12 protein-coding genes and 1 tRNA gene are annotated in these 15,720 nt (G+C 38.5%); 5 read left to right on the top strand and 8 right to left on the bottom strand.

Annotated features, from left to right (window positions below; genetic code table 11):
* Positions 1-256: 256 nt before the first annotated feature.
* Positions 257-928: a response regulator transcription factor gene (locus ACGEDC_RS19450; protein ID WP_394495212.1), complete on the bottom strand. Its 672-nt coding sequence runs from the start codon at positions 926-928 to the stop codon at positions 257-259.
* Between the two features lie 278 nt (positions 929-1,206).
* On the opposite strand from ACGEDC_RS19450, the gene ACGEDC_RS19455 reads away from it, so the two are divergent.
* The 3 genes from ACGEDC_RS19455 (at position 1,207) to ACGEDC_RS19465 (ending at position 3,144) form a co-directional block, all read left to right on the top strand.
* Positions 1,207-1,545, top strand: coding sequence for an ArsR/SmtB family transcription factor (locus ACGEDC_RS19455; RefSeq protein WP_394495214.1), 339 nt, complete (start codon positions 1,207-1,209; stop codon positions 1,543-1,545).
* Positions 1,546-1,665: 120 nt separating this feature from the next.
* A complete protein-coding gene (arsB, locus tag ACGEDC_RS19460; protein WP_394498413.1) occupies positions 1,666-2,730 on the top strand; it encodes an ACR3 family arsenite efflux transporter in 1,065 nt (354 codons plus the stop codon).
* A 90-nt stretch (positions 2,731-2,820) separates the two neighbouring features.
* Positions 2,821-3,144, top strand: a complete 324-nt coding sequence (locus ACGEDC_RS19465) for a hypothetical protein (protein WP_394495216.1) — start codon at positions 2,821-2,823, stop codon at positions 3,142-3,144.
* Positions 3,145-3,307: 163 nt separating this feature from the next.
* On the opposite strand, the gene ACGEDC_RS19470 is transcribed toward ACGEDC_RS19465, so the two are convergent.
* Positions 3,308-5,095, bottom strand: coding sequence for a DUF885 domain-containing protein (locus ACGEDC_RS19470; RefSeq protein ID WP_394495218.1), 1,788 nt, complete (start codon positions 5,093-5,095; stop codon positions 3,308-3,310).
* Between the two features lie 257 nt (positions 5,096-5,352).
* On the opposite strand from ACGEDC_RS19470, the gene yegS reads away from it, so the two are divergent.
* Positions 5,353-6,255 (top strand): lipid kinase YegS, encoded by a 903-nt coding sequence (gene yegS / locus ACGEDC_RS19475; protein WP_372036697.1) that lies wholly within the window; start codon positions 5,353-5,355, stop codon positions 6,253-6,255.
* Between the two features lie 78 nt (positions 6,256-6,333).
* Here the strand turns inward: yegS and ACGEDC_RS19480 are convergent, their stop codons facing one another.
* The 5 genes from ACGEDC_RS19480 to ACGEDC_RS19500 form a co-directional block, all read right to left on the bottom strand.
* A complete protein-coding gene (locus tag ACGEDC_RS19480; RefSeq protein ID WP_055024599.1) occupies positions 6,334-6,564 on the bottom strand; it encodes a hypothetical protein in 231 nt (76 codons plus the stop codon).
* Positions 6,565-6,756: 192 nt separating this feature from the next.
* A tRNA-Ser gene (locus tag ACGEDC_RS19485) sits at positions 6,757-6,844 on the bottom strand.
* Positions 6,845-7,032: 188 nt separating this feature from the next.
* Complete coding sequence (locus ACGEDC_RS19490; RefSeq protein WP_055024600.1) at positions 7,033-7,665, bottom strand: YchE family NAAT transporter; 633 nt, start codon at positions 7,663-7,665, stop codon at positions 7,033-7,035.
* A 664-nt stretch (positions 7,666-8,329) separates the two neighbouring features.
* Complete coding sequence (locus ACGEDC_RS19495; protein ID WP_394495221.1) at positions 8,330-10,390, bottom strand: prolyl oligopeptidase family serine peptidase; 2,061 nt, start codon at positions 10,388-10,390, stop codon at positions 8,330-8,332.
* A gap of 289 nt (positions 10,391-10,679) precedes the next feature.
* Complete coding sequence (locus ACGEDC_RS19500) at positions 10,680-12,215, bottom strand: fumarate hydratase (protein WP_065108016.1); 1,536 nt, start codon at positions 12,213-12,215, stop codon at positions 10,680-10,682.
* A gap of 153 nt (positions 12,216-12,368) precedes the next feature.
* Here ACGEDC_RS19500 and pabB point away from each other — a divergent pair, with 153 nt between their 5' ends.
* Positions 12,369-13,811 (top strand): aminodeoxychorismate synthase component I, encoded by a 1,443-nt coding sequence (gene pabB / locus ACGEDC_RS19505; RefSeq protein ID WP_394495224.1) that lies wholly within the window; start codon positions 12,369-12,371, stop codon positions 13,809-13,811.
* 202 nt (positions 13,812-14,013) lie between these two features.
* On the opposite strand, the gene ACGEDC_RS19510 is transcribed toward pabB, so the two are convergent.
* Positions 14,014-15,642 carry a glycogen synthase gene (locus ACGEDC_RS19510; RefSeq protein ID WP_394498415.1) on the bottom strand — a complete coding sequence of 543 codons (1,629 nt, stop codon included), beginning with the start codon at positions 15,640-15,642 and terminating at the stop codon, positions 14,014-14,016.
* Positions 15,643-15,720: the final 78 nt, after the last annotated feature.

Raw genomic sequence — 15,720 nt, forward strand, 5'->3', positions numbered from 1 at the left:
TCTATTGCTGATTAACTGATAATCATCTGCTCAATTTATCGCTATTGCAGCCCTTCGCGTCATCACAAAAGTAAACTCCTACACAAATAGGGAACGTCACGCTTATTGAAGACATAAAAATACCGAATAACAATATTCGGCATCACTTGAAAATATGTAAAAGAAACAAACCTAATACTCAGATAGACAAAATCGTTGAGCAAAGACCAAAGACCAAAGACCAAAGACCAAAGACCAAAGACCAAAGACCACAAATCTAAATAAGGATTGGACTAAAGCAATAACCTTTACCACGAACAGTATTAATCAGCTCACGAGGTAAACATTTGTTAGCCATCTTACGCCGCGTATTACTGATATGCATATCTAGGTTGCGATCAAACTCACCGAGCTCTTTGTGTAAAACACGCATTTGCAATTCAGCTTTAGTGACAACCTCGCCTTTTCGCTGAAACAAATATTTAAATAATCGATACTCAGTTTGAGTCAGTTTTAAATGCTGTGTATTGAGCATTACAGTATTGTTTGTATCATCGAATAAGATGTCATCAAAGTCTGATTGATGAACAACCTTTTCACTTCGACGGCGCAGTACGTTTACACGCAATAATAATTCTTTCACGTTAAACGGAGATGCTATGTAATCGTCAGCACCAAGTTCAAATGCATGGATTCGTTCTAAGTTATTATTATCATTTGCCAGTACGATAACCGGCGTATGGCAATGCTTAGCCATCAGTAACCAAAATGATTCCATTTTAGGTACACAATAGTCTAATAGAATAACCTCAAATTCATTACGCTCTAATTCTACTAGTGCATTAAAACCATTATCCACGATTTCAATGCTGTAGCCCATCGATTCCATTTGCTGACAAAGGCGAAGACTGTGTGTGAGTTGTTGGTCAATTAGGAGAATTTTTTTCATAACGGTCTTAATCTAAACGATAACAATTACCATTTAGATTATCACCGAGAATATGATATTACTACCGAATTTATGTAAATTTGAGACCTAAGTTAGCTTTTAGTTAATTTATTAACAATTTTGACGATCAGTACGCCAAATTTATTGCAGAAAGCAACAACTAGGCATACTATATCGTTAATCGACGATTAACTATTGAGCTAGCAGAAGCTAAGTACCTAGACAAATGTAGACAGGTTTATAGTTAAGCCGTTTAACAACTACTTTAAGGAATGACCATGGTACAAAATTGTAAACAAAGTTCTGTATCAGCTTTTGAAGTCAATGAGCAGCAATTACTCATCGAAAAAACATTCGCAGCACAAGCGAAAGCCATGTCACACCCAGCTCGCATTCGAATTCTGAAGATATTGTTTAATCTTGATGAAATTGGTGGCTGTTTAAGTAGTGACCTTGTTTCAGAAGTTGGACTTGCTCAATCTACGGTATCGGAACATATACGTATTTTAAAACAAGCCGGTTTTATAACCGCTGAACCTAAGCCTCCTAAAATTTGTTACCGCATAAACCGCACTGCACTGACAGATTATCAGCAGCAGTTTAAAGATTTATTTTAACCAGACACTGATTGTTGAATAACGGAGTATGTAGCAACATACACCACACTATCGTTATTCGACGATATACGATTAAAGTCAATATAAGAGATAGTTACTATGAATGAACCAATTCCAGAAATGGTCAGTAAAAAAATGAGCTTTCTTGATCGTTATTTAACGGTTTGGATTTTTGTAGCCATGGCAATTGGCGTGTCAATTGGCGCATTATTTCCACAAGTAGAACAGCTTACACAATCAATGAATGTCGGTAGTACCAATATCCCCTTAGCAATTGGCCTTATTCTTATGATGTATCCGCCTCTTGCAAAAGTGGATTACAAGTTATTAGGTAAAGTCACTAAAGATAAACAAGTGATTACCCTTTCATTAATCATGAATTGGATTGTAGGTCCAATACTCATGTTCATTTTAGCCATGACTTTTTTAAGTGATTATCCGGGTTATATGGTTGGCATTATCTTAATTGGTATTGCTCGTTGTATCGCTATGGTATTGGTGTGGAATGATATTGGCGGTGGAAATAAAGAACTTGGTGCAGCACTCGTCGCCATTAACAGTGTATTTCAAATTTTAACTTACAGCTTCATGGCTTGGTTGTTTATCACTGTACTTCCACCCGTGTTCGGATACGAAGGTTTTGTTGTCGACATTTCAATGGCCGACATTGCTCAAAGTGTTTTGATATATCTGGGTATCCCATTTTTAGCTGGTTTTTTAACGCGTAAAATCCTAGTCGGAAATAAAGGAGAGCAATGGTATAACGATGTCTTTATTCCTAAAATTTCGCCTGTGACTTTAATCGCTTTACTAGCAACGATTGTCTTAATGTTCAGTTTAAAAGGTGACATGATTTTAGAATTGCCTATGGACGTATTAAGAGTTGCGTTGCCATTAGGGATCTATTTTATACTTATGTTTTTCATAAGTTTTTTTATCGGCCAAAAAATGGGACTTCCTTACGATAAAAATGCTTCAATTGCATTTACTGCCACTGGTAACAACTTCGAATTAGCCATCGCTGTTTCAATCGCAGTGTTCGGTATTCATTCTGATCAAGCTTTTGCAGGCGTGATTGGCCCATTGATTGAAGTGCCTGTTTTAATCGCATTAGTGAATATTGCCTTAAGAATGAAAGCTAAATCAGAGGCTAAATTGACAAACAAAACGATGAACACAAATTAATCTATTAATGGCTAATTTATAGATTTACTTGTTTTTACTTAATCAATAGCGTGAACTGCATAAGCAAATTATATTCAAAGGATTTGAAGAATGACATTTAACGTGTTTATAAAGCGTTTATTGATATTAGCGGTAGTATTAAACCTACCGCCTATTATCACACCACTGATTTTATTAATCGGTCTTGAGCCCACATTGCTTATCATGTCCCTAGGTGTTTGGGTAAATGTACCTCTGTTATTCGGGGTACAGTTAATCGTCGATACAACACAATTGAGTTATGGATCTTTTGGGCTAAATGAAGCCCCTACCATTGTTTGGTTTGCTATTACTTTGTTTTGGACAGCTTGCGCTGCAATATGTTCTGCATTAAGCCTTATCATATTTAAAGCTAAACCTAGCACTCAAATGTAAAGAAAAATCGCGTTTGCACTTTATTATTTACACCTTATCGTTTAAACCTTGGAAATATTAAGATACGTATAAAAAAGCCGACACATGCTGTCGGCTTTTAATTGTTGCGCTCTACTATGAGAACGGTATCGCAAGTTCTGATAAACAAATTAGGTCATGCAAACTATTGGCTAGTCATTAGTTGCTTAATGTATTTAACCGGTGCACTTCCGTAACTTAGAAACTGTTCATGGAATGATTTTAAATCAAACTCTTCACCTTGAGCTTGTTTTAACTCTTCACGTAAATCATAAATTTCACGATATCCAGAGTAATAACTGGTTAATTGTACTTGGCTTAATGTTGCACGGCGCCACTTTCCTTCCGCTTCTGCTTGCTGCTGGAACGCTTCCTTAGTCATAAGCTCAATGGCTTGCTCTTCAGTCATCCCATTGACCTGAATGCTGTAATCCAAAATGGTATTTGCGATAACACGTAAATTCCACTTGTAGTACATCAACCACATTTCAGGTTCGAAATTACCGTACCCTTCTTCCAGCATCATCCGTTCGGTGTACACTGCCCATCCTTCAACCATGGCACCGTTACCAAATAAACTTTTTATCAAGCTAGGCGATTCGTTTGAATATACAAGCTGAGTATAATGTCCTGGAATCGCTTCATGGATATTTAATACTTGTAGAATCCAATGATTGTATTCACGTAAATAACTTTCTGCAGATTCATCGCTCATACCATCAAGTGGTGTGACATTATAGTAAGTATTAGCAGATTTTTCGTATGGACCGGGGGCACTGATTGAGGCTCCAGCAAAACCACGCATATATTCCGGTGTTTCTCTAACAACTAACGGTTTTGAAGGATCTAAAGTCATCAATTGTTTTTCATTAACAAACTTCACTAGCTCCGGAATTTGAGCTCGGACTTCATCGACAAAATCATCTCGTTTAACATGCTTTACTGATAACACATCAATTAACTGTTTTATTGCGACATTGTCATCTTTAGGGATAGGTGTATCGATATATTTAGACCAAATATCATTTGTTATTTTAGCCATCTCACCTTGAACACGAAGTTTGTCAGCTGTCGCTTTTTCAAACAGTGCTTTCCCTGACATACCAGCTTGAATATCTAATGCAAACTTTTCTTCGTAAAGCTCTTCACCAATTCTAAAGCTACGTGCACCTTCTTTTTCAAGTTTAGCTTCTAGTGCTGTTAACCAATCAATATGTTGATTAATCGCTGTTTTAGCTAATTCAAAACGTATATTAAACAGTGCTTTTTCAGTTGAAGATAAACCAGATTCAGCCACTTTATTCGCTAAGTCATCTGATAATACTGAAAACGCGCCTTTATTTTGCATTATGGCAAGTTGAGTATGTTCTATCGTCGGGTTCTCAATATTCGCTTGCGCAGCTAAGTAATATGCAGGCACATTTTCAAGACGAGCAATAACAGACTGCAGTCTTTCATCTAAAGGGGCAAAATCTTCATTAATGATTTGAGCGAACCCGCCTGCCACATTGTATTGCGAAGGATTCCATTGCCATGCTTTAAACCTTTCCTGTTGCCATTTAATACTCGCTAGAAGGTTATAAATCAGCTCATAATCAATTAATTCACTCGTGGTCAAAGCGGTTTTATCAAAAGCAGTTAACTTAGCTTGTTGCTTGGCTACAAATGCTAAAGTTTTAGCGCGAGCCTGATCATTTGGCACTTCTAGATAGCCATCATTAACGTGTTTCCCACTGTATAACGCCCAAGTTGGGGACCATTGCCATAATGCGTTGATAAACTCATCAGAGTATTGCTGAAATGAAACTGCAGACTGCTGTAACTCAGATTGTTGAACATTTTGGGCTGTTTTGGTTTCATTAGTCATTGAATTACAACCGACTAAACTGGCTAGACCCAATGAAATTGCTAAGGTAAGCGCTGATTTTTGCATCTTAATAAGTCCTTTTTATTCATCAAAACGATATTTTTATTGTTTTAAAAGGTTAATTTTTAATATAAAAGCGGATTTACGTTTAGTTGTTATTATTTTTATGGCATAAGTAAATCATGAACGTTATGACTTTGCAGCACAATAAACGTATTTGACATCTTTTGTGACATCTTTTTGTGAATAAAAAATCACAAAGCTGCCTTATCAACAATCGGGACGAGCACATTCGATTTACTGACATCAATCAGGAAATATCCATGACAGCCAAATATTTCAGTTTAATACTTAATGGAAAAAAAGCCGGTATACCAGAAATTAGAACTGCGGTTTATGCACTAAGAGAAAGTGGAATAAAATTAGATGTTAAGGTCACTTGGGAAGGGCCTGACATGGAAAGGTTAATTAAAGAATCAATTGAATCAGGTGTTGAACGAGTCATTATTGGAGGTGGTGATGGCTCACTCAATGAAGCTGTCACAGCATTAATGCATTTAAAAGACAATGTCTCGTTACCTGAGGTTGCTGTGTTGCCTTTGGGGACGGCAAATGATTTTGCTACCGCCTGTAATATACCAACCAGCATTACAGATGCCCTCACCTTTGCTATTCATAATAAGGCGATAGATATTGATTTGATTGCTGCAAACGATCGACACTTTATTAATATCGCAGCCGCTGGCTTCGGTGCGCAAGTTACTGCAGAAACACCCGTAGAATTAAAAGACTTTTTAGGCGGCGGTGCGTATACCCTTACTGGCTTAGCAAAAGCCATCGGTTTTAAACCCTACGAAGGTAGCATAACGACTGATGAAGGTAAGTTTACTGGTAATATCGTAGTCGGAGCCATGTGTAATGGGCGCCAAGCTGGTGGCGGACAGATTCTCGCACCTAATGCAAAAATTAATGATGGTTTAATGGACGTCACTTTGCTTAAAGGATTTACACCATTAGAACTGCCTCAGGTGTTAGAAGAAATACAATCTGAAACGGCTAAAGGCGAGTTTTGCTTTCACTTTCAAACTCAGTGGCTAGAAATTGATTTCCCATTAAGCTTACCGCTCAACTTAGATGGTGAGCCTTACCGCAGTGAAAAAGTGCGATTTGAAGTGAAACCAAATGCGATTCGATTTGTATTACCAGAAAACAGCCCGCTCATATAGATTAACGACAACACCAGTGTAATGCTTGCAGTTAGAGATGTAAGCATTACACCCTGAGGTTTATGTCTGTTTATCATTTTATAAACAATCTTCTTGAAGTTTATAAGGAAACTTTAACCCTGCTCCCTGTGTCCCGTAGGAGACTTCTAATTGACATGTACCCAAGCTGTCATGATCTGGCGCTAAATGAGTTGCAGTCATAAATGAAGCGACACATAACATTAATGAAGCCATGATGGTGGCATTGCCGTAAAACAACATTAATACTTCACCCGCATTCCACTGCTCAGACAATCTATTCGGTTTCATACTCTTCCTAAAAGTTGAATCAATAATCAGCGTTAATCTAGTCGAAGAATTATTAAATATTAGGGGTATTAATAGTTATCATTTCACGCCAAAGCATAAAATATATAAGAATAGTGCAGGTAAAAATAAGAACAAAATGATGTCAGTTGGAAAGGCAAACTAGAGATTAAGAAGAAATATCAGAAGATAAATTGGCGGTGACGGAGAGATTCGAACTCTCGAAAGGTTGCCCTTTACACACTTTCCAGGCGTGCTCCTTCAGCCACTCGGACACGTCACCTTTTCAATTTATTGTGCTAAAAGCACCGCCACTGTCAATGAAACAAAGTGAATAATGATTTCAATATCCTGTGAACGGACGGTACTTTACGCAAATGCGCTAGGAGGGTCAAGGGAAAATCCCCTCTTGTGTTCCTATTGCGCATTTGCTGTTCAAAAAGTCGATTAAATTCACTAACACTACGGATATTAAGCCATTAATGTCGGGAATAATCCCTTTAATCCTGCAGCAACAACTTCAATACCAATGGATAGCATTAATAGACCCATTAGACGAGTGATAACATTAATGCCTGTTGTGCCCAGAATTTTGAAGATGATTGGCGCCATTCTGAATAAGGCAAAACTCATTAAACCGAAAACGACAACAGTAATCGACATACCGATTAAATCGATCAGTTTATTATGATCAGAAGCAAAAACAATGACCGAACTAATGGCACCAGGACCAGCCATTAAAGGTAACGCTAACGGAACAACCGCAACTGATTCCATACCTGATGCTTCACGATCTTCTTCTTGGTTACGTTTAACTGGACTCAATTTACCTTGCAACATTGACATCGCAATAATGGCAATCAAACTACCACCTGCAATTCTAAATGCTGATAAAGAGATGCTAAACATATTTAATATATGCTGACCAATGAAAATAGTAACAAGCAATATCACTACCACAGCAAAATTAGCAACTTTACCAGTATGATTACGTTCTTCTTCTGTTTGATGACTTGTTAAGCTGACAAATACAGGCAATAAGCCCACAGGGTTGATAATCGCTACTAAGCCTAAAAAGAACTTAACATAAAGCATTAAATCCACATTTATACCCTCAAATATCGTTAGTTTTGTGGCTGAAAAAATAGTCGCGCAACTTTACTGTTTTTTGTTTCTTTTTCAATCGTGTTTTCTTAAAAGTTTGACTTAGTTAATAGTAATTTTACACTTGCTTAATACTCTTTAGTAACGACATCGTCGCCGTCACATTGACCACAGGTGTTCGCTCGTTTTGAATCATAAACACACATTGTTGAAATTAAGTTTCAAAATTCAGTTATTATGAATAATTCTAAGCCTTAAAAGAATAATATTTGTTATAATAACCATAGTTCTGAATTTCAATTACGCTGAGTTATTTCGATAACTTTTATGATAATAATAAACAGCATAAAAAAGCTAAGTTAAGGTTTTCAATGGGTAAACGTAACCGAATTAGTCAAAAAAATGGGCAGCGAAAATTTACCTGCTCAAGAAGAAGATTAGCTTATTTTTTGTGGATAACAAAAACAGGCCATAAATGTCCTCCAACAGAACTCAAACTTGCTGATAAAGACTAGGTCATGACTATAAAGCTTACGCTTTGACACTGAGTTACTGCCACTTTATTCGTAGTAATTTTTAATATCATCAACATAAACTAGCTAAAGTGACACAAAAAAGAGATGCCATTGGCATCTCTTTTTTATTGGTTAACTGTAATGACAGTTTATTTATTTTCAGTCCAGCGATCCATCCAGCCTAAAACATTTTTGTACCACTGCTGTAGATTATCTTGATTAAGGATCCAGTGATTTTCGTCTGGGAACATTAATAACTCTGATGGGATACCGTTACGCTGCATATAGGTAAATGCCGCTAAGCCTTGACCATATGGAACACGGAAATCCTTTTCGCCATGAATAACTAGCATCGGCGTTTTCCAGTTTTCAACGTAATTAACTGGGTTAAATTTCTCGTATAAGTCTTTGTTTTCTGTATACGTACCGCCAAACTCGTACTCAGGGAACCATAGTTCTTCTGTGACGTGATACATAGAGCGCATGTCAAACAAACCAGCGTGGTTAACTAGACACTTAAAACCATCGCTCCAATTACCTTGGAACCAATTCATCATGTAACCACCGTATGAACCACCTAAGGCACATGCGTTTTCGGTATCTAACCACTTTTGTTGCTGACCAACTGCTGCTAAGCCTTTTTGTAAATCTTCTAAAGGTTTACCGCCCCAATCTTTAGATATTGAATCAGTAAAGGCTTGGCCATAACCTGTTGAACCATGGAAATCCACCATCACCACACCGTAGCCAGCACCAGCCCATAGTTGTGCATTCCAGCGACCACTAAATGAGTTGCCAAATGAACCTTGCGGGCCACCGTGAACTAAATATGCAACTGGGTACTTTTTACCAGACTCGTAGTTAGCAGGTTTAATCCAGTAACCATGTACAGTCTCGTTGTTCCAGCCTTTAAAGTTAAACTGTTGGAATTCACCAAATTGAATTTTGGCTAACTTATCTTCGTTGACATTCGTTAGGCGTGTTAAATTTTCGCCTTCTAAACTAATTTTGTATAAATCACCAGGTTCAACCAATGACTTGTTACTGAAAATAATGCTTGAATCAGTCACAGCAACTAAGCTGTTGCTGCCATCATTATAAATTGGTCGAACATCACCAAACTGTGTGTTGACCTCGAAAATACTGACTTGACCAACGTCTTGAGCTGTCACATACAATGTGCGTCCATCATCACTAAAAGTCAGTGAATGTGGGCTGCGATCCCATAACGGTGCAACTTCTTTTTCCGCGCCAGTTACAGTGTCACGTAGCATAATACGGTAGCGATCGGCTTCAAAACCTGGTTTGCTCATCGCTAAATAGGCTAATTGACGACCATCTTTTGAATAAGTCGGTTGTGCATCCCATGCTAAATTTTTCTCAGTAAGGTTTTCTGCATCACCACCAGTTACTGGCACTTTCCATAAATCATAATTCGTTGACCAAGCCTGATCTTTGCTTGGCGCTTTAGCGCTATAAACGATGTGTTTACCATCTGCGGTAAAAGTGACTTCTTCCATTCCTGAAAACGGCTTTGGCGGTGTTTCAGTATCTAAACCAAATGTAACGTCAACAACTTCAGTTACAGGCTTACCATTTAGCTGGCCTACAAATAAATGGCTACGGGCATGATCTTCCCAAGTATCCCAATGGCGAACCATTAATTGCTTATATTCACGGCCAGTTGTTTTCTTATTTTCTTCAGCTTCAATGCGATCGACTGTGCAAGTTAAATCTTTACAGTCTGGGAAAACACGCATATTCATGACAACTTGTTTGCCATCGTTTGAAAGCTTGTAGCCATTGACATCAAGTGGTAAATCGGTGACTTGCATTGCTTCACCGCCAGTTAACGGCAGATTAAAAAGCTGACTGGTACCATTACGAGCCGCTAAGAAGTAAATTGATTTATCATCAACACTGAAATTAACATCGTGTTCGGTGCCACTGTGTGAAGTAATTTGTTTTGGTTTAGCGTCTTTATTTGTTAAGTCCAATAAATACAAATCAGAACGGCTTTCACCCTGTTCATCAATTTGTTTGACCGCATAAACCAATTTACTACCGTCATTTGACACAGCAGCAGAATGAAGCTTATTTAAATTAACCAGCTGTTGAACATTAAATGGCGTTTTGCTTGTTTCTGCAGCTTGTGCAGTTAACGCAAAACCTGCGGCAGTTAGCGCAAGTAAAAGCGATGATTTTCTCATTTGATGATGTTCTCTTGTTATTTTTTGTTGTTTATAGCAATAGCATTGCCGATATAATTCGGTTCAACTTTAAACGTTGACGCCGTCTAGCGATGGCCTGTTAGATTCTCGTTGTTGTTCTGCAACCGCTATGTTTAAAAGCTGATTAGCACAGTACCCAAACAAAAACGCTCAGGCAATAGAGCAGTTCAAAAAAATGAAGCATTCTATTTCTGAGCGTTAATTTTTATCCAATTTGGCTAAATTTACGCCACAAATGGACCGTATTATCTAGCATCGCAAGCGTTAATTAACTTTTTGCGTTAGCAATGTTCACTTTCCAGATTGCAGGGCCCGTTTCGTGAGCATTCACGCCTTGAGTATCCACCGCCACAGTAACTGGCATATCTTTAACATCGAACTCATAAATGGCTTCCATACCTAAATCTTCAAATGCAACAACACGAGACTTTTTGATTGCTTTAGAGACTAAGTATGCAGCGCCACCCACAGCCATTAAGTAAACCGCTTTATGTTTCTTAATTGACTCAACGGTTTGTGGGCCACGTTCTGACTTACCAATCATGCCCATTAGCCCAGTCTTTTCAAGCATTAGGTCAGTGAACTTATCCATTCGTGTTGCAGTTGTAGGGCCTGCTGGGCCAACCACTTCATTGCCAACAGGGTCAACTGGGCCTACGTAGTAAATAAACTTACCAGTAAAGTCGACCCCTTCAGGTAAACCTTCACCTGATTCGATAAGGGTTTGAATTCGCTTATGCGCAGCATCACGGCCCGTTAACATTTTTCCGTTAAGTAATAATGTATCGCCACTCTTCCAAGTTTCAATTTCAGCTTGAGTGACATTGTCTAAATCAACTCTGTGCGTGTTTTCACCTGCTTCACGGGTAATTTCAGGCCAGTCAGACAATGAAGGTGGAGATAAATCAGCTGGACCTGTTCCATCTAAGTGAAAGTGGACATGTCGTGTTGCAGCACAGTTCGGGATCATCACAACCGGTTTAGAGGCAGCATGTGTTGGTACTGATTTAACTTTAATATCTAGCACAGTGGTTAAACCACCGAGTCCTTGAGCACCGATACCCGTATTATTGGCACGCTCAAAAATGTCTAAACGTAATTTTTCTTCAGTTGTTTCAGCGCCTCGTTCCATCAATTCATGGATATCGACTGGATCCATCAATGATTCTTTCGCTAATACTGCCGCTTTTTCAGCTGTGCCACCAATACCTATACCTAACATTCCTGGAGGACACCAACCTGCCCCCATCGTCGGTAAGGTTTTTTCAACCCAAGCAGCAATATCATCTGATGGGTTTAACATCACCATCTTAGATTTATTTTCTGACCCACCGCCTTTCGCTGCGATCATCACTTCAACATGATTACCAGGTACCATGTCGATATGAACGACCGAAGGCGTGTTATCACGGGTGTTTTTTCGAGTACCTGCAGGATCGGCAACAATAGACGCACGTAACGGGTTATCTGGATTGGTATATGCTTGACGTACACCCTCATCGACCATTTGCTGCACGGTCATATCCGTTTTATCCCACTGTACACCCATGCCGATTTTAACAAACGTCGTCACAATACCCGTGTCTTGACATAAAGGACGCTTGCCTTCAGCAGACATACGAGAGTTGATAAGAATTTGTGCAATCGCGTCTTTCGCCGCTGCACTTTCTTCGCGATCATAGGCTTTAGCCATCGCATCAACAAAGTCTTTTGGATGATAATAAGAAATATACTGTAATGAATCTGCAATGCTTTCGATAAAGTCAGCTTGCTTAATTACAACACTAGCAGAATGTGTAGACATATAGGGGCGCTCCAGCAGCCGTTGCGGCATAACTTGTTTTATTTTTATTTGAATACTCTAAATTGTATTCATTTAGCTATTAATCCTTGCAAGGACAATATGATACTCTTTCCAACCTTTTTGGGCTACATCACTTTTTAAATAGGTTTAGTAATGCGTTTAATTAACTCCCCATCATTAGCTGTCAAATCACTCGATTGGGCTCAAGATAGTCATACTGTCTTTAGTGCCATTGCGCAGCAACCATGGGCAATGTTATTAGACTCATCCCATACCGGTCATCAAGATGCCAATTACGATATTATCGTATTCAATCCAGTGGCAACAATAGAAAGCATAGCTGACAATATTCAATGGAAATTTCATCAAAAAATCACAAAAAATCAGGATTTTGCCCCAAAGAGCAAAACACGAGTTTCATTAACTGTTTTTGATGTTATTCAACAATTACAAACCTATCTTTACCCAGTAAAACAATCAAGCCAGCTACCTTTTAGCGGTGGCGTGGTTGGCAGTTTTAATTATGATTTAGGTAGAATAATCGAAAAGCTACCTCAACAAGCACTGAAAGATATTCAGCTTAACGATGTAAACCTTGGTTTTTATGACTTTGCCTTACTTTATTGTCATCAGCAACATCAATGGTTCGCTGTCCATTATTTAGGTGAAGAAGCACTCAATATTGAATTGAATAAAATTGATAACTTAATATCAAAAAAAGATAGCACTCACGAAACACAAGAGTTCACATTAACTTCTTCTTGGATAAATCAAACTACAAAACAGCAATATACAGAAAGATTTAATAAGGTTCAGCAATATCTTCATCAAGGTGATTGCTATCAAATTAATTTAACCCAAAGATTTAGTGCAAGTTATAAAGGTGATGAATGGCAGGCATATTGCGCGCTTTCAGATGCTAACAAAGCCCCCTTTTCAGCCTTTATACGGTTAAAAAATCACTGCATTTTATCTATTTCACCTGAACGATTTATTCAGCTTCACGACAATAAAATATCCACCAAACCAATTAAAGGCACCATGCCTCGCGGCGCCACATCAGATCAAGATTCACTGTTTGCAGAGCAGTTACGTCAATCAGAAAAAGACTTAGCTGAAAACGTCATGATTGTTGATTTACTTAGAAATGACATCAGCAAAGTGGCTACAGCGGGTTCCGTGAATGTACCGAAATTATTTGAGATTGAGAGTTTTCCTGCAGTACATCATTTAGTCAGTACAGTAGAAGCGACACTCGACAGCCAATATGATGCAGTAGACTTACTTAAAGCGGCTTTTCCTGGTGGCTCAATCACTGGCGCGCCCAAAATCCGTTCAATGGAAATTATCGAAGAATTAGAGCCTTCAAGACGCAACATTTATTGTGGCAGTATTGGCTATATCAGTCAGGATGGTCGTATGGATACCAGTATCACCATTCGTACCCTTGTCACTGAAGATAATAAGCTTTATTGCTGGGCCGGCGGCGGAATCGTTGCTGACTCGAATGTTGATGCTGAATATCAAGAATCATTTGATAAAGTCAGTAAAATTTTGCCAATACTTACTAACGTTAATCAATCCAACGTTAAATAATCTAACCTTAGACAAAGCTAAATCATCAAACGTTATGGAAATTAACCATCAATAATGCGTCAATTTCCATACCTTAAGTTTTACGCAAAGACTATTAATAACTGCCTTTTAATATCAGCATTTTGATACAAAGCGATTAATTCAAGGGTCTTGATACCGACTATTGATACCTGGCTATTAATAAAAGGCTATTAATAACAGTCTATTGATACAATTTATCTTTGTATTGTTGCGCTACACTATGCCAATCAAAACGCACATCCGCCGCAGACTGTCGCATTTTTTGGTATTGTATTAAATCATTAGTATGTAGTGATAATGCACTGACCACTACTTCAATCAATTGCTGTGATTGCTCAGCTAATCCTTGCCCCTCAAATAACCAACCATTTTTTTGATGGATTATGGTGTCTTTTAAACCACCTACACTGTGGGCTATGCAAACTTGTGCTGATTTCATCGCAAGTAATTGACTTATACCGCATGGCTCAAAGCTACTAGGCATGATAAATAAGTCCCCTTGCTTATATAAGACTTGTGATAATGCATCATCATAGCCGTTTAAAAAGACAAAATTGTCATATTTAGCCGCAATGACTTGAAACTCTTGCGCTATTTTTTCATCTCCACTGCCTAGTAATACAAATATACCATTTGGTTTATGAATATTTAGTTGAATCAAGATTGCTTCTAGCGTCGAACCATACTCATGATGTGGCTGCCTTAAGAGTAATACCTTTTGGTCGGTTAGACGGCCAACAGAGGTCATAACAAAATCAACCGTTACAGCATCAGAGCTAGTCGTAATAGCGCGATGGTCATATGAGTTTTTCATCGACAGCAATTGCAATCGCGATAGTGCAATTTGATCCACGCTTTTTACCCACTGACTTTGTCCCATCCAACGAATTAACGCGCGTTGCGCTGACGCTTCGATCTGAATAAACGCAGGTTGTGAGCCAAGTTCAACTGATGAATCGTCATAAACACAGCCATTTAGAATACCTACAACATCGCCACGTTGATGTTTATCTTGAAGTGATTGCTCCAAGCCTTCTCCACCAAAAAATCCATTTTGATGATCGGATGGCAGTAATACTTCTGTTGCATAGCTTGGCGACACTAAATGTACTTTATCGCTCAATTCTATACCCATTCTCATTGGATTAATGCACTCAGGATAACGAGGGTCGGTAATTTGCAGCTTCTGTTCATGGGTTAATTGTCTTGCTAAATCAGGATACCAAGCACAAAAGGATGAAACGTCATCTCGAATAGGTCGTATCCCTTGTATCGCTAGATTGTGAATTGAAAAAACACAACGAATATCCTTTAACGTTTTATATTCTGTTGCGAATGCTCTTAACATCACTAAAAAGCCAGTATGCCAGTCATGCATATGTAAATAATCAACTCGGCCAAGCAAACCATCAACATACGCTTGGGCAACTGCAAGATTAAACAAGGCAAACTTACTGGCATCTTCAGCAAACGGCCTTTCACTACTGCCATTACAGTAAACTTGATTGTTAGGCCCATTAAATAGCGGATGCTCAAACAAAAAAACCTGGTTATTTATTTTGGTTGAATTGGCTGCCTTAATCGGTAGTGACACCTGCCATAAAACTACTTTCTCGCTATTAGCACCAAACTTAACAACGACCTCGCCAACGAGTGTTGCTTGCTGCTGTTTTGCGATAAAGCCATAATTAGGCATGGCCACATCAACGTTAATATCAACACCCGCCAAAGCCAAAGGAAGATCACGAATGACATCTGCCATCCCGCCAACTTTGGCCCCCTTTATGGCATCATTTTCAGCAGCAATCATCAGCACTTTTTCAAAACATCTCCTTGCTTGTAGTTTTTCTATTTAACAAACTCACTCAACATTGAAGCCACAAGTTCT

The organism is Shewanella sp. ENK2, assembly GCF_043568515.1.
Lineage (GTDB): Bacteria > Pseudomonadota > Gammaproteobacteria > Enterobacterales > Shewanellaceae > Shewanella > Shewanella japonica.